This is a genomic window from Flammeovirgaceae bacterium, from assembly GCA_015180985.1.
Lineage (GTDB): Bacteria > Bacteroidota > Bacteroidia > Cytophagales > Cyclobacteriaceae > UBA2336.
In genome coordinates, this window is sequence record CP054185.1 from 2,943,391 (window position 1) to 2,963,062 (window position 19,672).

Below are 19,672 nucleotides of genomic sequence, written 5' to 3' on the forward strand. Positions count from 1 at the left end.
ATGAAGGTAAGTAAGAGTTTTGGTTTATTCTGCCTTTTGCTTTTAGGTATCAGTTCCTGCTTTGAGCCACCGGAATTTAGTGATGGCCCCGAAATATCGCTCAATAAAATTGAGTTTAAAGTTACGCCCGCCTTTGAGGAAGCGGATACCCTCATACTATATATCGATTTTAAAGACGGTGATGGCGACCTTGGCTTTAATAAGAACAACCTCCAACATTTCAGCGATCCATATCATCCGTACACGTATTTTCTCGAAACTGCAGACGGGGGCATCCGCCCGGTAGCTACTGAAGAGGTGCAGATTACCGCCCCTTCCCCCATTCCTCAAAAGGTTTCTCTGCTAAAGGCATCAGGGCCTGCGGGTAAACTTGTTACGAACCGTACGCGTTCCAAACCCGGTTATGGATTTTTACCTCCGCTGGATCCATCCAAACTGGCATGCCAGGACTACATTGTATCATACCTGATTATTCCCCCTGAATTATTGAGCAGCATTGATACCACGTACAATGTTGTAGCCACGAGCGGATCAGGGGCAGTACTAATTCAAGATACGCTGTATTTCGACACCAATCGAAATTATTTCAATATTCGTGTGCGCTTTTACCAGAAAATTAACGGAGTGCTTCAGGAGTTTAGTTGGGAAGATGAATTCTGCTCTACGTTCAACGGGCGCCTTCCTATACTCTCCGACAGCAACAACCCTCTTGAAGGAACAATCAAATACAACATGCAGTCGCTGGGTTTTCTCTCTTTGTTCAGCGTTAAGACGCTTGCCCTGGATATTATTATATCAGACCGATCATTGAAATCAGATTCAATACGATCGGATGAATTTACACTGGATCAGAAACGGGTTAACTAGTATAACGAACTAAACCGGTTAGGCTCGGCTTCTTGCATCAGCGCATACACTTTTTCCACTACATCATCCTTGTTTGGCTTGGAGAAGTAATCACCATCCGATGAATAGGCCGGCCGGTGTTCTTTAGCTGTGATAGTCACGGGGCGGGAATCAAGGTACCTGTAGCCATCCTGCCCTTCAAGCACCTGCTGCATCATATAGGCAGTTGCTCCACCGGGCACATCCTCATCGGCAAACACAACACGGCTTGTTTTTTTTATGGATTCAACTATAGTGTGGTTACTATCAAACGGGAGCAGCGTTTGCGCATCAATTACTTCACACGAAATGCCCAAATCCGCCAGTTCATCGGCTGCCTCCAGTACAATGCGGCACATGGAGCCATATGTAACAATGGTTACATCGCTGCCCTCGCGTAACAATTCAGGCATACCGAGTGGTACAGTAAATTCACCGATATTTTCCGGCAGTTGTTCTTTCAAGCGGTAACCATTGAGGCATTCTATAATAAGAGCCGGATCATCCGATTGCAGCATGGTATTGTAAAAACCGGCAGCCTGCGTCATATTCCGGGGAACCAGCACGTAAATACCCCGCAGGCTATGTAAAATCATCCCGATGGGTGAGCCGGAGTGCCACACACCTTCAAGCCGGTGGCCGCGTGTGCGAATAATAAGGGGCGCCTTCTGCCCACCTTTGGTACGGTATTGTAAACAGGCCAGGTCATCACTCAGTATCTGTAGTGCATACAGCAGGTAATCGAGGTATTGTATTTCCGTTATGGGCCGTAAGCCCCGAAGGGCCGCACCAATGCCCTGGCCAACAATGGTACATTCGCGGATGCCGGTATCCGTTACCCGTAACACTCCAAACTTTTCCTGAAGGCCCGCAAAGCCTTGGTTCACATCACCAATCTTGCCAACATCTTCTCCGATAGCAAACACCCGCGGATCGCGGCTTAAAGCGGCTTCAAAGCAGGCACGAACAACTTCGCGTCCATCTACTTCCGGTGATTTTTCAGAATATACGGGCTTGATTTCGGCAACCTTCAATGCCGACTTTGCCGATTGACTATACAAGTGAGAACTGTATTGATCGGTAGCCTTTTCAAATGCCTGGTTAACCCACGTAACCAATTCATCTCGTGCAGGTCCTTCCGTACGGAGCATGCGCAGTACCTTGCGCGCTGTACGCATTGAATCAAGTTTTGTAGGGTTAATGGCTTTTTCCAGTTGCTCCTTTAACTGAGCTATCTCCTGATCGACACCTGTACCTTGACTGATAATGTTACCCAAAATAGTGGTCAGTCTTTTCTGGTCAGTCTGAATATCCTGATTAAAGGCTTTCCAGGCTTTTTCCTTCGCCACCCTGGCTGTTTGTTTTGCCTCTGCTTCTATGGCATCCAGTTCTTCGGGTAACACCAGTACTTCTTCAACAATCCACTCACGCATTTTGCGTATGCAATCGTAGGCGGCCTCCCATTCCAGCCGTTCGGCCGATTTGTACCGTTCGTGCGAACCACTGGTGGAGTGCCCCTGGGGTTGTGTCATTTCTTCAACATGAACCAGTACCGGCACGTGTTCTTCACGGCAAATACTTGCAGCACGCTGGTAGGTGGTTATCAATGCAGGATAATCCCAACCTTTTACAGTCATAATTTCAAAGCCCTTCTCCGTTGCTGTTCGCTGAAGACCGGCCATTAATTTTGAAATGCTACCCTTGGTAGTGTGGTATTCCTGAGGTACTGAGATTCCATAATTATCATCCCATACCGACACGAGCATGGGCACCTGTAAAACTCCCGCAGCATTTAATGCTTCAAAGAACATGCCTTCGGATGTGGACGCATTACCAATTGTTCCGAACGCAATCTCGCTGCCATTATTAGATAAGGTAGTAAATTGCTTAAGTTCCGGGAGATTGCGGAACAACTTCGAGGCATAAGCCATCCCCAAGAGGCGGGGCATCTGGCCGGCTGTAGGGCTTATATCGGCACTGCTGTTTTTCAGCTTTGTCAAATCCTTTAACTCTCCCTGCTCATCAAGCATCCGCGTAGCAAAGTGGCCATTCATCAACCGGCCTGCTGAAGCAGGTTCGGCCTCCACATCGGTATGTGCATACAGCTGTGCAAAGTATTGCTGCAGGGTAAGTTCACCTATAGCGAACATAAAGGTTTGGTCGCGATAGTACCCCGCACGGAAATCACCGGGGCGAAATACTTTAGCCATGGCCAGTTGGGCAACCTCCTTGCCGTCACCAAAAATGCCAAACTTGGCCTTACCCATAAAAACCTCTTTGCGACCAATCAGACTTGCTTCACGACTCTCGCAAGCCAGGCGGTAATCGGCCAGAATTTCCTTTACACGGGCTTGTGAATATTTAATTTTAGATTCTTTTATAATGCTCACCGTTTGGACTGATCAGGCTCAAAAATAGCCAATAGGCAGGCAAATGACAATTGTGAATTGCCCGATGACGGTTATCTTTGCTGCCGCTTAAACATTTCAGTATATGATTATTGGCGTTCCAAAAGAAATCAAGAATAATGAAAACCGTGTTGCATTAACACCAGCCGGAACTCAGGAACTGGTAAAGCGCGGTCATACAGTTTATGTGGAGCAATCTGCCGGTGTAGGCAGCGGGTTTTCGGATGCCGAATATTCAAAAGCGGGCGCCAAACTTATTGCCACGGCCGCTGAGGTATTTAACCTCGCTGAAATGATTATAAAAGTAAAAGAGCCTATTGAGCAGGAATACAAGCTCATCAGAAAAGATCAACTGGTTTTTACCTATTTCCATTTCGCCTCATACGAGCCGCTTACCAAAGCCATGATTGCCAGCGGTGCGGTGTGCCTGGCTTACGAAACCGTTGAACGGGTTGACGGCAGCCTGCCGTTGCTTATTCCTATGTCGGAAGTTGCCGGCCGCATGGCTGTGCAGGAGGGCGCCAAGTACCTGGAAAAACCATTGAAGGGCCGTGGAATTTTATTGGGCGGAGTGCCGGGTGTAAAACCGGCCAAAGTGCTCATTCTGGGCGGTGGCGTGGTTGGTACCAATGCCGCCAAAATTGCAGCCGGTATGGGCGCTGATGTTACTATAATGGATGTAAATCTTAACCGCCTGCGTTACCTCGATGACGTTATGCCCAAGAATGTGCACACCATGGTATCGAACGAATATGCCATCCGCGAATTGGTAAAAGATCACGACCTGATTATTGGAGGTGTTTTAATTCCTGGCGCAAAAGCCCCCAAACTGATTACCCGCGATATGCTGAAAACCATGAGGCCTGGTACCGTACTGGTTGATGTGGCCGTTGATCAGGGGGGTTGTATTGAAACCTGTACACCCACCACCCACGAAAACCCCACGTTTATTATTGATGATGTTGTTCATTATTGCGTGGCCAACATGCCGGGTGCTGTGCCCTATACTTCTACCTTAGCCTTAACCAACGCCACATTACCGTACGCCATCCGCCTGGCCAACCAGGGATGGAAACGGGCCTGCCAGGAGAGTACCGAATTGCGCAGCGGTCTTAATGTGATGTTCGGTGAGGTGGTTTACAAAGGTGTAGCCGATGCATTTAATCTGCCCTACGCAGACGTAAAGAAGTTTTTGTAAAAAACTCAATGCAGTTAACGTATTGTAACCGGATACGCTGGGATATCCTCCAGCGGATACACTTTCTTTGTTGCAAAATCAGCGGCAAAGCAAAAATGCTGCAGCCCATTTGAAATAAGAACATAAGGCGCCTTCAGGCTTGAATTGTAAACAGCCACCTGCATGGCCGTGGCCTGTGTTATTTGCTGTTGTGGCGATTTACATTCGACCACCATAAAGTTGCTTCCATCCTGATTAACTACAGCAATGTCTGAACGCTTACTTAGGGTATTAAATCGCAAACCGGTTTCCACCTTAATTAGTCCCTTCGGGTACTTCAGGTGGTTAACGAGGTAATTCACAAGGTGCTGGCGCACCCATTCTTCGGGTGTAAGCACAACAAACTTTTTCCGAATGCCATCAAAAATATATACTTTACCACCTGCTCTTTTAAGCCGATATTCGTAAGCCGGCAAATTGAGTTGTTGCATACGGCAAAGTAAACCAACAAATGAAGACGAAACAGGAAATTGTAGAAAACTGGCTGCCCCGTTATACCGGTCAGCCGCTTGACCAGTTTGGGCAGTATATTTTACTGACTAATTTCGATAATTATGTTACCATGTTTGCCGAGTGGCATGGTGTGCCGGTTAACGGCAAAGACCGGCCTATGCGCAACGCCACCGCTGATGGCATTACCATTATAAACTTTGGGATGGGCAGCCCGAATGCAGCCACCATTATGGATTGCCTGAGTGCAATACAACCCAAAGGCGCTTTGTTTCTTGGTAAATGTGGCGGCCTTAAAAAGAAAAACGATATCGGTGATCTGATCCTGCCCATTGCAGCAATACGGGGCGAAGGTACCTCAAACGATTATTACCCGCCCGAAGTACCGGCTCTGCCCGCATTCGCCCTGCAAAAAGCCATTTCTACAACCATCCGCGATTACAATCAGGATTACTGGACTGGCACCGTGTACACAACCAACCGCAGGGTATGGGAGTGGGATGAAGACTTTAAAGCCTACCTCCGAAAAATCCGGGCGCAGGCAATTGATATGGAAACAGCAACTATTTTTATCACGGCCTTTAAAAACAAAATTCCGGCCGGAGCCCTCCTACTCGTCTCTGATCAGCCGATGATCCCCGAAGGGGTTAAAACCGAAATCAGCGATAAAGCAGTAACAAAAAATTTCGTTGAGCTACATCTTAAAATCGGCATTGATTCCTTACGCCAGCTGATTAACAACGGCATGACGGTAAAACACCTGAGGTATTAATGGACTGTGGATTTTGGCGAGGCAATGTCAGTTGACTTTATCTGATTCAATACAATCAACCCGATAACAAAATACAGAGCCAGCGCCAATGCACTGTTGCGCATACTGCCAGTTACCTGGTTTATTAAACCATACGAAAATGTTCCAAATACGATGGAAAGGTTATAGGTAACATCGTAAAAACTAAAGTACGATGCATGGTCGATGGTGTTTTCCGGAATCAGTTTGGCATAGGTAGCCCGTGAGAGCGACTGAATGCCGCCCATTATCATGCCCACCACGGTGGCCAGCGCATAAAACTGCAATTCGTGGTTAATGAAATAAGCCGCAAAACACACAGCAATCCAGCAAATAATCATAAACGACAGCGCAAAGGCATTCCCTTTTTGCCGGGATACGCGGGCAAAAACCCAGGCTCCGAATGCAGCAACCAACTGAATGAGCAGTATGGTTGCAATAAGCTTTTCGCTGGGCAGGTTCAGCACATCGGTGCCAAACAGGGTGGCCAGGTACATTACGGTTTGAACACCCATATTGTAAAAAAAGAAGGCTGTAAGAAACCGCTTCAGGTCGGGTGTATTTTTCAAACTCCGAAAAACTTTCATTACCTCCTGGTAGCCTTTTGTCCAGATATTTTCTGTGCGGCCCCGATATAGCTGCTGAGGTAACACGTTAAACGACACCAGTGAAAAAAGTATCCACCAGATGCCAACCAGCAGAAAACTAAACCGGGTTGCGGCTCCTTCGGTACGGAAGCCGAAGGCACTGTAATTCAGCACCAGTACCAGGCAAACCACCATCAGGATAACGCTGCCGTAGTAACCCATGGAGTAGCCGCGGGCACTTACTTCATCGTAGCGATCTTCTGAAACGATTTCCGGTAAAAAGGCATCATAAAATACCAAACTACCGGAGTAACCGATGCTGGCCATTACCGAACAGAGCAGCCCCCACCATAATGTTTCAATGCCTGTAAAAAAATACAGGCCCATGCACGAAAAGCTGCCAACAAAAACAAACATTTTCATGAACTGCTTTTTGCGACCGGTGTAATCCGACACTCCGGAGAGTAACGGAAGCATGGCTGCTACCATCAGAAACGATACTGATAGCGCATACGAGTACAATACCGAATTCTTTACAGTAAAGCCCAGAAAGGGTATATCATCGCTGCCATTAGCAGTAACGGCCACCGCTTTGTAATACACCGGAAAAATGGCCGAAGTGATTACCAGCGAGTACACCGAATTTGCCCAGTCGTACATGCACCAGGCACGCACCGTTTTCGGATTATTCAGTTTGGCAACGGTTGCGGTAGGCTTCATAATAAAAAGCCCCGCCCGCTTGGCGTACGGGACGGGGCAAAACGTATCAGACTACGAAAAAACGATTTTAATTCTCAACCCGTTTTTGCAATGTGGAATAAAGCAAAAGTCGCGCGTTGGCTTTACGCAATTCCGTTTCCACATCGGCAATAATGCCGCGCTTGGCTTCACTGTCAACTTTCATGCTTACCGTGAGCTGATCGCGCTCAAACTCATTGAGTTTAGCCTTTTCGGAATTAACCCATTGAATTACATCCTTCGGTTCAATGAACACGTCATTAACCTGTATTTTAGGTTCCTTACCCCACTGGTCGGTCTTTTTAGGTTCACCGATATACATATACGCCACCAGCGACTTACGCGCCAGTTTCTTCAACTGGGTAGCTTCGGGCAATTGCTGCTTTACGTTGATAGATGTTTCACGCATCTGTGTAGTAACCATGAAGAAGAACAACAACATAAACACCACATCGGGCATGGATGATGTTGGTATCTCCTGCTTAACGGCTGCCTTCTTTTTGAACTTCGACATACTACTTCCCTCCTATTTTAGTTGGTTCAGCAATGGATAAGGCCATCGGGATTTCAACCGAGCCATCCGGTCTCTTCTTACGGCCCAAATCGTATAATCTTCTGTTTTCAGGATCATTCAAATCAGATGAAAGATCGAGCCACTTTTTAACGGTTACCCCGGCATTATCAGCATAAATCTGGTAATAAGCTGCCTGGATGGCATCCAGAATCTCAATGAATTTTTTATGACTTGTCCCACGGTCTGTTTTATACGAAACAATCGCCTTCTCCGGATTATCCGATGAGTTGGGATCGGCTCCATAATTCAAAACAAACTTTTTAATCATATCCGTAAGTTCAGCCGGTGAGCCGGTAAACGGGTCTCCTTCAACCAGTACATTATCGAACGAGTTCACCTGAATTTTAAACAAGTTCCGCTCTTTGATCTTTATATCCATATCGGGCGGCATGGCTTCGGGCGGAGGCGGCAGTTGTATGCTCAACCCCTTATCGTTCGCCACTGTAGTGGTTACTAAAAAGAACACCAACAACAGAAAGGCGATATCGGCCATCGAAGCATTGGGAATATCAGGAACCGGACGAGGCATTACTTTAAGGCTTTATTAATTTCAGAATAAATAAGTCCGAGAACCGCAATACCCGAAACCAGGTAGAACATGGTTAACCCGGCACCAACAAGTTTTGACGTACTCTCGGTTACCCCTTTTGCGGCCTGAACGGTAGAAACTTCTGAACCCGACAGCGCATAGGATATAACAAACAATACCACCATAGCAGCCAGTGCCATGAGGGGCTTCTTCAACTCCCCCGGGGACTTGAGTGCGTTGACTAACGGTAATATTACAACAGAAGCTATGGCTATACCAAAGAGCACGTATGTACCATACAGGCCCGCATCAACTGAAAATAATGCAGCGACTACTAATACTACCGATACACCTATAATTAAAAGACCTCTCATAGTTACTTACTTTTGAGAAACCAGCTTGTGCTTCACCAGGATGTCCACCAGCGAAATAGAAGCATCTTCCATGCTGTTCACCAGGGAATCAATTTTGGAAACGAGGTAGTTGTAAAACACCTGCAGTACCATACCTACTATAAGACCACCCACGGTAGTTATAAGGGCCACTTTCATACCACCCGCCACAATGTTGGGCGAAATATCACCGGCCGCTTCAATATCAGAGAAGGCCTGCACCATACCCACAACCGTTCCGAAGAAACCGAGCATAGGCCCCAGAGCAATAAACAACGAAATCCAGATAAGGCCGCGTTCGAGCTTACCCATCTCCACACCGCCATACGAAACGATTGATTTCTCAACCATATCAATACCTTCGCTGTAACGCATTAAGCCTTGGGTAAAGATAGAAGCCACCGGGCCGCGGGTATTACGGGTAACGTCAAGTGCCGCATTAACACCGCCTTTTGCGAGGGCATCTTCAATTTGTCCAAGTAATTTTTTGGTATTGGTCGTAGCCAGATTCAGGGTGATAATTCTTTCAATACTGAAAGCCAACCCCAGAATAAGACAGATTAGCACTGGGGTCATAAAGCGAACATCCCCATCAATGAATTTTTCTTTTAATACCTGGTGAAATGAGGCCTCATCTGCTGCTGCAGCCTCTTCGGTTGCAGGCTCAGATTGCGGAGCCGGTTCGGCATAAAGCGCAGAGGACGCCAGTACCCCTGCAAAAGCTAAAATAGCAAGTAGTTTTTTCATAGTTTGAGGTTTAAGTAAATCCTTGAAGAGGCCAAAATTAAAGGTTTTGCGGATTTAACGATATTTTTTAAAAAATTTTTCTACCGGTGGTTAATGCCTTATTCTATACACGAAATAATGCCGCCTACCAAATAAAGACACGGCTGGGCCCTGCAGGTTAAGGCGTTGTTTATTCATACTATTTATTAACTAAATCGCAGCATCCGAATTACTACAGGGTATTTGGGAACCCTGCCAATATTAATTTATTTTGCGTCCCGGTTTTCCCGGAGAGGTGTCCGAGTGGTTGAAGGAGCACGCCTGGAAAGTGTGTATCCCGCCAAAGCGGGATCGCGGGTTCGAATCCCGCTCTCTCCGCCACATCCTCTTTACTCAAGTTCTGTTAATTCTCCGGCAAGGTTCTTTACAATAAGGTGACGGGCTGAATCACCAAATTCACCCAGCAATAGCATGAGTTTCGTAACAGCCGCCTCGGTGGTCATATCTACACCGCTGATAACCCCTGCCTTGACAAGTTCACGACTGGTTGCATACCTGCCTTGAAGCACCGTACCGCCAGGGCACTGCGAAATGTTTAGTACCACTATGCCATTCCGTACTGCGTGCTCCAGGCCGCTTATCAGCCACGGGGCAGTAGGCGCGTTACCCGAACCATAGGTTTCCAGTATCAGTGCTTTAAGTCCTTCGCTATGCAATACCGATTGAAATACCCGCTCAGAAATACCCGGAAAAAGTTTGAGAACAGCAATGCGGGTTTCAAACCGGGTACGCAAAACCAAGGGGTTATTGGATGGTTTGCGGATTACCGCATGGTTATAATTGATTTTAACCCCGGCCTTAGCCAACGCGGGGTAGTTACCTGAATCGAAGGCATCAAACTGCATACTCTCAACTTTTTTCGACCGGTTGCCCCGCAGCAGTTCGTAATCAAAATAAATACAAACCTCGGGCACAACAGCCTGCCCGTTCTGCCTGGCCGAAGCTATTTCCAGAGATGTTATCAGGTTTTCGCGTGCATCGGAGCGCGGTTCGCTGATAGGCAGTTGCGCACCGGTAAGTATTACAGGTTTACTAAGATTTTCGAGCATAAAACTTAATGCCGAGGCTGTATAGGCCATAGTATCCGTTCCGTGTAAAATCACAAAGCCGTCATGTGCGTGATAATGCTCGGCAATCAGCCGGGCCATTAGTTGCCAATGCTCCGGCTGTACATTGGAAGAATCAATGGGGGTCTCAAATGAAAAAACGGTGAATGCCAAACCAAGATTTTTAACGGTGGGCAGGTGCTCAAGGATTGAAGCAAAGTCGAACGGAACCAGTACCCCGTCCTTATCGGGTGTCATTCCGAATGTACCCCCTGTGTAAATAATCAACAGCCGTGCGCGGGCCTCACTGGTGCTTTCCAGATCAACACGTTTAAGATTCATAATGAAAAAAGATTGTAAGCGTTTTGCATTGTGAGCTTCATTACCTCATCTACTGATTGCCCGGTAAGTTGCGCCACCCGTTGGCCAACGTTTACAATATACGCAGGTTCGTTACGTTTACCGCGATGCGGCACCGGGGCCAGGTAGGGGCTATCTGTCTCCAGTATTATCCGGCTCAAGCCCATGTATGGTAAAACTGTATCCAGTCCTCCGTTTTTAAATGTGGCTACTCCGCCAATGCCCAGGTAAAAATTCAACTGTATAATGCGCTCAGCCTGCTGCCGGTTACCGGTAAAGCAATGAAATACACCGGAAAGGCTTCCATCCTGCATGCGTTCAATCATCGATATGGTTTCATCCAAAGTTTCGCGGCAATGGATAACTACTGGAAGTTTGTATTTCTTTGCCAGGTTAACCTGAATAGTGAAGGCTTCCTTTTGCTGTTCCCAAAAAGTTTTGTCCCAGTAAAGGTCGGTACCGATCTCACCAACCGCAGTAAACTTTCGCTTGGCCAGCCAGTTTTCAACTTCATATAACTGATGCTCAAAATCATTTTTTACAGAACAGGGATGCAGCCCCATCATGGCGTAACAGCTATCGGGATTTTCTGCCTCCACTTCAAGCATGGTGTTAATAGATGCTGTATCGATGTTGGGCATCAGAATTTTGCCTACTGCATGCTGCTTTGCCCGCTCCAGAATATCGTGAAGGTCAGCCTGAAACTCATTCAAATAAATATGTGCATGCGTGTCTACCCAATAGTTCATGGTAACAAATATCGGCCAAAGATGATGAAACCCACCACAGCAGCAAAGAAGCTTGCCACGAGCACAGCCGCTGCGGCAATGTCTTTAACCCGGCCGGCCTTCGGGTGGTGCTCTGGCGAAACGAAATCAACCAGTTCTTCCATGGCTGTGTTCATCAACTCAGCCACGATAACCACCGTGGCAGCCAGCAACAGAACACACCATTCCGTAGCGGTTACCTGCCAATACAGGCCGGCAACAACCACAACCAATAAAGCCGCAACATGCGTGCGCATGTTGAATTGACTTCGAAGTGCGTAAATCAATCCACTCCAAGCAAACCGAAAACTTCTGAAAAACTTCATTGCAACAGTTCCTCCACAACAGCAGGTAACCGGGAAGTCGCAAATTCACCGGCCGGAAATCCTGAAATATTCTTTGCCTGCGCAAAAGCACTCTTTACGCTCAAAACATGTTGATGCATTGAGACAGCATAACCTTTTTCCATCGCCTGGGTGGCCAGGTACTCCTGCTCAGGTTGCCCGGGTGTGGGAATGAGAATTGCTTTTTTGCCTAGCTTATACAAGTCCATAATCGTACTGTAACCTGACCTGGCCAATACGACTGCAGTTTCATTTATTAGTTTGTTTAATTTATAAGCCGGCAGGTAATCCAATATAGCTGCTTGTCCATCTTCAGTTGAGTTATCCTTCACTACTCCCCGCACAAGCCGCCATGCTAAACCGCTTTCAGGCAACTGTTCCCTTAGAATTTGCTCCAGCAGGGAACGCTGTGGTTCCGGACCGGATAAAACTGCCACCAGATCATACCGGTACGAAAAATCCACTGGAGGCATTAACCGTGACAGCGGCCCGATAAACCGAACATTTTCTATTTGTGGAGTAGCTGATAATTTTCCTGTCAATGCCGAATCTTCGGTGTCAGGCACCCAGATAAACTTGAATCTGCGCATTAACCTCCGATGAAGCGCATTAACAACCGGGCTTATCCACCTGACTGGTGCAGGCATGAGCAGGTTTAACTGATGGATGATTAAGGCTGAAGGTATTTTATCCGACCATGCACCATAGCGATTATCTGAAATAACAGCATGTATGTTTTCCTTATCAATTAGTCCGGCAAGTTGCTCATGTTCATCACGAATGGCCGACCTGAACTTAGGCAACTGCCGGGCTATAACCGGCACCAGGGAATTGCTTTCGGTATACCTGGGGCTATAGGCCGGCAATTCAAAATTCCTGCATCCCGGAAATTCTTCGCTTAACAATTTCAATGCCTCACCATCGCTGGCCAGCAAAACCTCATGCCCCTGCTCAAGTAAATGCCGTATCACCGGCATGCAACGGGTGGCATGACCAAGCCCCCAGTTTAACGGGGCCACCAATACACGCTTGCACTTTTGCATTATGCCAATTTACTAAAGGTGTAACCTTTTTGCTGACAGGCTTCAATAAAGCGGGGCAATACAAATTGCAGATTACGCTCAGCTTTAACACTATCATGAAATACAACGATGGAACCATTCCGAACAGCTTTCAGGCTATTTCGCAGACAACGTTCGGGCGACACAATATGATGGTAATCGTGGGTGAGCACATCCCACATGATAATCTGATACTGTTGCAACAACCGGATTTGCCTGCGCGTGATGCGACCATAAGGCGGGCGAAATAAATGAGTGCGTAACGCAGGATTGATTTTTGTTACCGCTTGATTAAACAGTTCGGTATTGGCCAGGTAATCGGCATCTTCAGTTTTCCAACCGTTAAGGTGATTAAACGTATGGTTACCGATAACATGTCCTTCGGTTATTGTGCGCTGAAAAATACCCGGATGCTTCCGGATGTTATCGCCTATACAGAAAAAAGTGGCTTTAAGTTGTTGCTGCTTTAGTACATCCAGCACAAACTCAGTCGGGCCGGGCACGGGGCCATCATCAAACGTTAAATAGACAATTTTCTCACGGGCTGACATTCGCCAGATAAGCCCTGGGTATAACCAGGGAAGAAAAAAAGGAGTACGGAAAACCATAACCTGCAGGTTAGCCTACCCGGCAAGATAGCATGGTTATATCATCATGGTATCCGTTGCGGCCCTTAAATGCATCCAGACTTACAATAATATCCTGATGGATTTCATTCAACCCTTTTACATTCACAGCCGGATCGGAAAAGTAGTGGTGCAACCGGTCGATACCATATTCTTTACCTTGTTCATTTATAGTTTCGGTAAGGCCATCGGTATAGCAAAACAGCAGAAAGTCATCAATATCGGTAACAAAGCCTTCGTTGATGAAGGGTAACGGATGCATGGCGCCCAGCACGGTGGAACCCTCTTCGAGCAGGCGCAGGCCGTTTTTCCTGTCTGACAAGATGGGCGGATTATGGCCGGCATTAACGTATACCATTGTTTTCAGGCTGATGTCGTAAATGGCACCGAAAAACGTGATAAATTTTTCGCCTTTTGTATTTTCAAGCACCTGGTAGTTCAACGCTTCAACAATGTCGCGCAGGTTTGGGGTTTGCCGGAGCAGCGTACGCAGCGAAGCCTGGAAGTTCGACATCATCAATGCAGCCGGAATGCCTTTGCCGCTTACATCGGCTACGCAAAGCAAAAATTGATTTTTGTTTATCGGGATGTAATCATAATAATCACCGCCAATCATATCGTGCGGCAGGTAACTGGCTTCTACTTTTAAGCGCTCGGTTTGCGGAAGCCGCTCCGGAAAAAGAAACTGCTGCACATCGCTGGCAATTTCCAGTTCCTTCCGAAAAGCCTCCTGTTGCAACTGCTTGCGCACCAGTTTTTTGTTTTCGATGGCCACTACAATGATGTTGCTCAGGGCCTGGATAAATTTAAGCCCCTCAGCATGTTCAAAATAATGGTCGGTATGCTCATCGCCCAGAAAGACCAGCGCCAGCGTAGTGCTTTTATGGGCCACCGGTAACACAATATCAAATTCGCTGAATTGTGTTTCTTCAAATTTTTTCAGTGAACATATGTCGCGCACCTGCTTAAAACAATCCGGCAGCTTAACCCCGGCAAACTTTGCCTGCGTACCGAAGTTTGCTTTGCACTCCCACTGGTCATCCAGCACGTAAAGGGCGAGTTTCTTTAGTTTAAGATTAGACCGGAGGGTAAAGGTGAAAATTTTGTAAAGCGATTCTTCCGGCACGTTGCTGTTAATGGCCTGCGTAACCTCCAGCAACGCATTCAGTTCAAGCTCCTTTAGTTCGTACCGGTTTTTTATCGAAAGGTCTTCCATACCGAACACCCAAAGTTACTGCTTAATTATGGTAACAGCCGATTAAATTTTTCTGCCCTTCCAGGTTACGGATAACCAATTGGAAATGAGTCCGAAAAAAACAACGTAGGGCGGATAAAGAAATTGCAAGGCGGCAAAGGCGTGGCTATTAAAGGGCATGTTCATCCGGTTGCTAATGCGCTTAAGACAGATAAACTCCAGTAAAAGTTTTAAAAGTACCAGAGCCGAAAGGGTACCCAGGCTTACCACCCAAAATAAACCCAAAACCGGCAGGAATAAATATGTGGTATGAAATAAGAAAATAAATAACGCCACCAGCGATGAAATCCCAACCGGCTGCTGACGCCATTTGCCGGCCCACCGGATTCGCTGACTAATAAATTCGCTGACGCCAGATGCCGGTTGTGTTGTAACTATGCCAGCGGGATCATAATTAAACGCGATACCTTGCGGATACCGGGAAGCAATTTTTTTCAGCAAAAACTCATCATCCCCTGATGCAACATGATCATTACCCTCATAACCTTTCACCTCAAAAAATACTTCCTTACGGTAAGCCAGGTTAGCCCCACTGCACATTATCGGTTTGCCTGCTGTAATAAAGGCTGCAGTTATACCGGTTAATGCCGCCAGTTCCAGTTGCTGCAACTCGCCAAAGAAATTTTGCGGACGAAGTTTTACAGCACCGGCAACCAGCTTTACAGTTTCATCCGAAAAACAGGTTGCGATGGATTTCAGCCAACCCTTCCCCACCCGGCAATCGCCATCGGTGGCAACCACCACATCACCTTTTGCCTGTGCAATAGCTTCGGTAACGGCTTTCTTTTTACCAAAAACACCGTCCTTCATCTCAATAATCCGTACAGCTAACGCATTGCTTTGTTGAAGCCAAGCTTCAACAACCGATTTTGTATTGTCGGTGGAATGATCGTTCACTACGATCACCTCAAGCGGCTTATGCGTTTGTTTTGAAATATCATCCAGCAGGTCAGTAATAGTTCTCTCTTCATTCCGTACCGGTATAATCACCGAAACTGAATTAGCTGCTGAATCACGGGGTATTACCTTCACCGGTCTGTTCCAGCTTAGAATTAAAAAGACAAGCAGCAAAAAATAGAGAGTAACTATACTTAATACAACTACCGCCATACTGCAAGTTGTGATTATTAACTGAATTGGAAAACCGCGGAGTTTTGAAGTATCTTGGCACGTGGGCAAACTGATTCGGGAGAAGATTATCCTTGGACTTGACCCGGGCACCAACGTAACGGGCTACGGCATCATCTGCATCCGCGGTAGCGCCATTCAGCTTCTCCAGTTTGGCGTTATCCAGTTAGGCAAAACGGATAACCATGAAGTGAAACTGAAAAGAATCTTTGAGCGTGTACTGGCGCTTATTGATGAATACCACCCCGATGAGGTTGCCCTCGAAGCTCCATTTTATGGCAAGAATGTTCAGTCCATGCTGAAACTCGGCCGCGCGCAGGGCGTGGCTATGTCGGCCGCGTTGTACCGGCAGATTCCGATTGTGGAGTATGCACCAAAAAAAGTTAAGCAGTCGGTTACCGGTAACGGCAATGCTTCGAAAGAACAGGTAGCCAAAATGCTGATGTCGCTGTTTACCTTACGCGAAGTGCCTAAATTGCTGGATGCCACTGATGCGCTGGCTGTAGCTGTGTGCCATCATTTTCAAAAAGGAAAATCAACAACAAAGCGATCGGGCTGGGCCAGCTTTGTAAAAGCCAATCCGCATCGCATTAAATCAAGATAACCGGAGCAACTCAGCTACAATCCGTTCAGCAGTTTTGCCATCCCAATATTTCGGAATACCTCCGTCCTTCCATTGGCCGGATTTTATTTTAGCCACCAACTTTTCAAGCAACGGGTAATCATCGCCAATCACTTCGTTCGTTCCAACAGTAACCGTTTCAGGCCGTTCGGTACTTTTACGAAGTGTAATGCACGGGATATCCAGCCAGGTGGTTTCCTCCTGAATACCCCCGCTGTCGGTAATTACACCCGCACAGTGTTGTACCAGGTAAATAAACTCAAGGTAGCTGAGGGGGTCGGAAAGGATGATATTATCAATGCCCTTGATTTCTTTTGCATTGCGCTGCGTACGGGGGTGTACCGGAAACACCACGTTGCTGCTGCCCGCGCTCTTCGAAATGGCTTTGATAAGTTGCGAAAACACAGCCGGGTCATCCACATTCGATGGCCGGTGAAGCGTTAACACAAAATAGTTTTTGGGTTCAAGCCGGTGCTGATCCCATAATGCCGGTTTACGGGTTTTGTTCAGGTTACCCGCCAGCGAGTCGATCATAGTATTGCCTACAAAAAACAGCTGTTCATTACGAACACCCGTTTTTCTCAAATTTTCGTTGGCCACTTCGCTGGTGGTAAAAAAATAATCCGCCAGCGAATCGGTTACTATCCGGTTGATTTCTTCGGGCATGGTCATGTCAAACGAGCGGATGCCGCCTTCCACGTGCGCCACTTTGGTGTTCAGCTTCTTTGCTACAATAGTACAGGCCATGGTAGAGTTTACATCGCCCACCACCACCACCAGATCGCACGGGTTAGCCAGCAGGTCTTTCTCAAAGGCCATCATAATGCGGGCAGTTTGTTCAGCCTGCGAACCTGAACCCACCCCCAGGTTTACATGGGGTTCAGGAATTTCCAGTTCTTTAAAAAACACTTCGCTTAACTTTTCATCATAATGCTGGCCGGTATGCACCAGCCGGTAGGTTATCGGCTTATTACCGGCCCGGTTCGACTTTTCAATGGCCCGGATGATGGGGGCAATCTTCATGAAATTCGGGCGCGCCCCTGCCACTAAAGTAATTTTCACGCCTGCGCTGTTAGTGAGTCAAAATGATTTTCTTTGCCAAATTAATTCAATTTACCCGAATATGACCATCGGCATGCTGTTAAACGCTCCTTACCCGGCCGATGTACGCATCCGCAAAGAAGCCGCAGCCCTGCAGGCAGCCGGCCACCGCATTCATCTGTTGTGCCTCCGCAGAAAAGACGAGCCGTATCAGGATACTTCAGACGGCATTGCAATTACCCGTATTGATGCCGGTAAAAATAATATTGCACTTGCCCTTTGGGATATCATGATGTCGCTGACATTTGAGCACCCTGTTTTCAAAAAAAAAATACCGGCCTGGATTTCTGAAAACAACATCGAAGTACTGCATGTGCACGACTTACCCCTGGCGGGTACCGCGCTTGCGACAAAGAAAAAAATCAACATTCCGGTTATTGCTGATTTTCATGAAAACTACCCGGATGCCCTGCAGGTGTGGTTTAAATGGAAGAAAAACCCGCTGGCGCACCTGAAGAATGTTTTGTTTATGAACCCGACTCGCTGGAGGAAGCATGAAGCAAAAACAGTAAGGCATGCCGATTATGTAATTGCCGTAGTGGATGAAATGCGCAACAGGCTAATCAGTGAGTACCGTGCTGATCCAAACAAAATCATAATCGTTACCAACTCAGAAGACCAATCGTTTCTTCAGCAGCCGCTTGACTCTGCCATTTATAAAGAGTACGAAGGCAAATTCATTGTAACCTACACCGGTGGAATAGGCCCGCACCGCGGTGTGGATACCGCCATCGGGGCCATGCAATACCTCAAGGATAAAAACGTGGTACTAATCGTGGCCGGCTTCGGCAACGAAACGGTAATGAAAAACCTTCGCCACCTTGCTGACGAACTGGGCGTAGCACACAAGGTGCACTTCCTTGGCAAGCAGTCCTTCTCGCGCTTTTATTCACTCATGCACTTTGCCGATGTTAACATCATTCCGCATAAATCAACACCGCATACCGATAATACCATTCCACACAAACTCTTTCAGGGCATGATGGCCGGCAAACCCATGCTGGTTAGTTCAAGTGCACCGCTAAAACGGATAATCGAAAATACAAAAGCAGGATTGGTTTTTACCGCTGGCGATGCCAACGACCTGAGCGAAAAAATTCTACAACTGATTCACGACAACGCCTTGTGCCGGCAACTTGGGCAAAACGGTGTTCAGGCTACCGCCTCCGGTGGGATGAACTGGGAAACCGATCAGCAATCCTTACTTCACCTGTATCAACAGCTTGAGTACTCATTGAAAAAATGAAAAACACCGAACACTGGAAACCCACCAAATATGAACTGCGCAACGGCAGGCTGCGCGCTTCGCGCAATCCGCAATTCGTTTCGGTATCATCGCGCCTGATGATTGACGTTACCGCCTCGTTCTACCAATCGGCTTTACCCGAGTACGCCCGCGGCAGCCTGGCCGATATGGGGTGCGGCAATGTTCCGTTTTACATGATTTACAAAAACCTGGTTTCTGAAATTACCTGCATCGACTGGCCCAACACACTCCATAAAAATCAATACCTTGATTTGGAATGCGACCTGAACAAACCCCTCTCTCTGCCAGACAATCAGTTTGATACAATTATTATTTCGGAAGTATTCGAACACATTGCCGAACCCGAGGTACTTTGGAGTGAATTAGCCCGCATACTAAAGCCAAACGGAAAAATGCTGGTAAGCGTACCCTTTCTCTATAAAATTCACGAAGCACCCCACGATTACTTCCGGTACACCGAGTTTGCCCTTAAAAACTATGCAACAAAAAACAACCTGCATGTTTTAGAATTACGGAGCTTTGGCGGGCTTCCGCTTGTGCTGACGGATTTATACGCCAAGATGCTCGTAAAAATTCCGCTTATCGGCAATGCGCTTGCGGCCTTTATACAATCGCTTTGCCTGTGGTTTATTCATACCCGGTTAGGTAAACGCCTATCGGCCAACACGGGTAAAGCCTATCCGCTCGGTTATTTTTTGGTTGTTGAAAAAAGAGGGTAA

General features: G+C 47.1%; 21 protein-coding genes and 1 tRNA gene. 7 read left to right on the forward strand and 15 right to left on the reverse strand.

The window, feature by feature from the left end; all coding sequences use genetic code 11:
• Complete coding sequence (locus HRU69_13490) at positions 1–867, forward strand: hypothetical protein (GenBank protein ID QOI98442.1); 867 nt, start codon at positions 1–3, stop codon at positions 865–867.
• Here HRU69_13490 and HRU69_13495 read toward each other — a convergent pair.
• Positions 864–3,152: a transketolase gene (locus HRU69_13495; protein ID QOI98935.1), complete on the reverse strand. Its 2,289-nt coding sequence runs from the start codon at positions 3,150–3,152 to the stop codon at positions 864–866. The two genes, HRU69_13490 and HRU69_13495, sit on opposite strands and share 4 nt — an antisense overlap.
• Positions 3,153–3,378: 226 nt before the next feature.
• On the opposite strand from HRU69_13495, the gene ald reads away from it, so the two are divergent.
• Positions 3,379–4,491 carry an alanine dehydrogenase gene (gene ald / locus HRU69_13500; protein QOI98443.1) on the forward strand — a complete coding sequence of 371 codons (1,113 nt, stop codon included), beginning with the start codon at positions 3,379–3,381 and terminating at the stop codon, positions 4,489–4,491.
• Positions 4,492–4,505: 14 nt separating this feature from the next.
• On the opposite strand, the gene HRU69_13505 is transcribed toward ald, so the two are convergent.
• Positions 4,506–4,961, reverse strand: a complete 456-nt coding sequence (locus tag HRU69_13505; GenBank protein QOI98444.1) for a type I restriction enzyme HsdR N-terminal domain-containing protein — start codon at positions 4,959–4,961, stop codon at positions 4,506–4,508.
• A 20-nt stretch (positions 4,962–4,981) separates the two neighbouring features.
• Here HRU69_13505 and HRU69_13510 point away from each other — a divergent pair, with 20 nt between their 5' ends.
• Positions 4,982–5,752, forward strand: coding sequence for an AMP nucleosidase (locus HRU69_13510; GenBank protein ID QOI98445.1), 771 nt, complete (start codon positions 4,982–4,984; stop codon positions 5,750–5,752).
• Here HRU69_13510 and HRU69_13515 read toward each other — a convergent pair.
• The 5 genes from HRU69_13515 to HRU69_13535 form a co-directional block, all read right to left on the reverse strand.
• A complete protein-coding gene (locus HRU69_13515) occupies positions 5,749–7,077 on the reverse strand; it encodes an MFS transporter (GenBank protein QOI98446.1) in 1,329 nt (442 codons plus the stop codon). The two genes, HRU69_13510 and HRU69_13515, sit on opposite strands and share 4 nt — an antisense overlap.
• 67 nt (positions 7,078–7,144) lie before the next feature.
• Positions 7,145–7,609 carry a biopolymer transporter ExbD gene (locus HRU69_13520; GenBank protein ID QOI98447.1) on the reverse strand — a complete coding sequence of 155 codons (465 nt, stop codon included), beginning with the start codon at positions 7,607–7,609 and terminating at the stop codon, positions 7,145–7,147.
• A 1-nt stretch (position 7,610) separates the two neighbouring features.
• Complete coding sequence (locus HRU69_13525) at positions 7,611–8,198, reverse strand: biopolymer transporter ExbD (protein QOI98448.1); 588 nt, start codon at positions 8,196–8,198, stop codon at positions 7,611–7,613.
• The gene (locus HRU69_13530; GenBank protein QOI98449.1) at positions 8,198–8,572 is read right to left on the reverse strand and encodes a hypothetical protein; all 375 of its coding nucleotides are present in this window, start codon (positions 8,570–8,572) and stop codon (positions 8,198–8,200) included. Before HRU69_13530 ends, HRU69_13525 begins: the two co-directional genes overlap by 1 nt.
• 6 nt (positions 8,573–8,578) lie before the next feature.
• Positions 8,579–9,337 carry a MotA/TolQ/ExbB proton channel family protein gene (locus HRU69_13535; GenBank protein ID QOI98450.1) on the reverse strand — a complete coding sequence of 253 codons (759 nt, stop codon included), beginning with the start codon at positions 9,335–9,337 and terminating at the stop codon, positions 8,579–8,581.
• 268 nt (positions 9,338–9,605) lie between these two features.
• On the opposite strand from HRU69_13535, the gene HRU69_13540 reads away from it, so the two are divergent.
• Positions 9,606–9,697: transfer RNA gene (locus HRU69_13540), tRNA-Ser, on the forward strand.
• A gap of 8 nt (positions 9,698–9,705) precedes the next feature.
• Here the strand turns inward: HRU69_13540 and HRU69_13545 are convergent.
• The 7 genes from HRU69_13545 to HRU69_13575 are packed head-to-tail and all read right to left on the reverse strand — an operon-like array spanning position 9,706 to position 15,945.
• Positions 9,706–10,764, reverse strand: a complete 1,059-nt coding sequence (locus HRU69_13545) for an asparaginase (GenBank protein QOI98451.1) — start codon at positions 10,762–10,764, stop codon at positions 9,706–9,708.
• Positions 10,761–11,531 carry a TatD family hydrolase gene (locus HRU69_13550; GenBank protein ID QOI98452.1) on the reverse strand — a complete coding sequence of 257 codons (771 nt, stop codon included), beginning with the start codon at positions 11,529–11,531 and terminating at the stop codon, positions 10,761–10,763. The genes HRU69_13545 and HRU69_13550 overlap by 4 nt, the downstream gene beginning before the upstream one ends.
• The gene (locus tag HRU69_13555) at positions 11,528–11,875 is read right to left on the reverse strand and encodes a diacylglycerol kinase family protein (GenBank protein QOI98453.1); all 348 of its coding nucleotides are present in this window, start codon (positions 11,873–11,875) and stop codon (positions 11,528–11,530) included. The genes HRU69_13550 and HRU69_13555 overlap by 4 nt, the downstream gene beginning before the upstream one ends.
• A complete protein-coding gene (locus tag HRU69_13560; protein QOI98454.1) occupies positions 11,872–12,936 on the reverse strand; it encodes a glycosyltransferase in 1,065 nt (354 codons plus the stop codon). The genes HRU69_13555 and HRU69_13560 overlap by 4 nt, the downstream gene beginning before the upstream one ends.
• Entirely contained in the window at positions 12,936–13,562 is a 627-nt protein-coding gene (locus HRU69_13565; protein ID QOI98455.1) for a polysaccharide deacetylase family protein, read from the reverse strand. The genes HRU69_13560 and HRU69_13565 overlap by 1 nt, the downstream gene beginning before the upstream one ends.
• Before the next feature lie 10 nt (positions 13,563–13,572).
• The gene (locus tag HRU69_13570; protein QOI98456.1) at positions 13,573–14,796 is read right to left on the reverse strand and encodes a PP2C family protein-serine/threonine phosphatase; all 1,224 of its coding nucleotides are present in this window, start codon (positions 14,794–14,796) and stop codon (positions 13,573–13,575) included.
• Positions 14,797–14,838: 42 nt separating this feature from the next.
• Positions 14,839–15,945 (reverse strand): glycosyltransferase, encoded by a 1,107-nt coding sequence (locus HRU69_13575; protein QOI98457.1) that lies wholly within the window; start codon positions 15,943–15,945, stop codon positions 14,839–14,841.
• A 61-nt stretch (positions 15,946–16,006) separates the two neighbouring features.
• On the opposite strand from HRU69_13575, the gene ruvC reads away from it, so the two are divergent.
• Positions 16,007–16,567: a crossover junction endodeoxyribonuclease RuvC gene (gene ruvC / locus HRU69_13580; protein QOI98458.1), complete on the forward strand. Its 561-nt coding sequence runs from the start codon at positions 16,007–16,009 to the stop codon at positions 16,565–16,567.
• On the opposite strand, the gene wecB is transcribed toward ruvC, so the two are convergent.
• Positions 16,559–17,647, reverse strand: coding sequence for a UDP-N-acetylglucosamine 2-epimerase (non-hydrolyzing) (gene wecB, locus HRU69_13585; GenBank protein ID QOI98459.1), 1,089 nt, complete (start codon positions 17,645–17,647; stop codon positions 16,559–16,561). The two genes, ruvC and wecB, sit on opposite strands and share 9 nt — an antisense overlap.
• A gap of 61 nt (positions 17,648–17,708) precedes the next feature.
• Here wecB and HRU69_13590 point away from each other — a divergent pair, with 61 nt between their 5' ends.
• The gene (locus HRU69_13590; GenBank protein QOI98460.1) at positions 17,709–18,932 is read left to right on the forward strand and encodes a glycosyltransferase family 4 protein; all 1,224 of its coding nucleotides are present in this window, start codon (positions 17,709–17,711) and stop codon (positions 18,930–18,932) included.
• A complete protein-coding gene (locus tag HRU69_13595; GenBank protein QOI98461.1) occupies positions 18,929–19,672 on the forward strand; it encodes a methyltransferase domain-containing protein in 744 nt (247 codons plus the stop codon). Before HRU69_13590 ends, HRU69_13595 begins: the two co-directional genes overlap by 4 nt.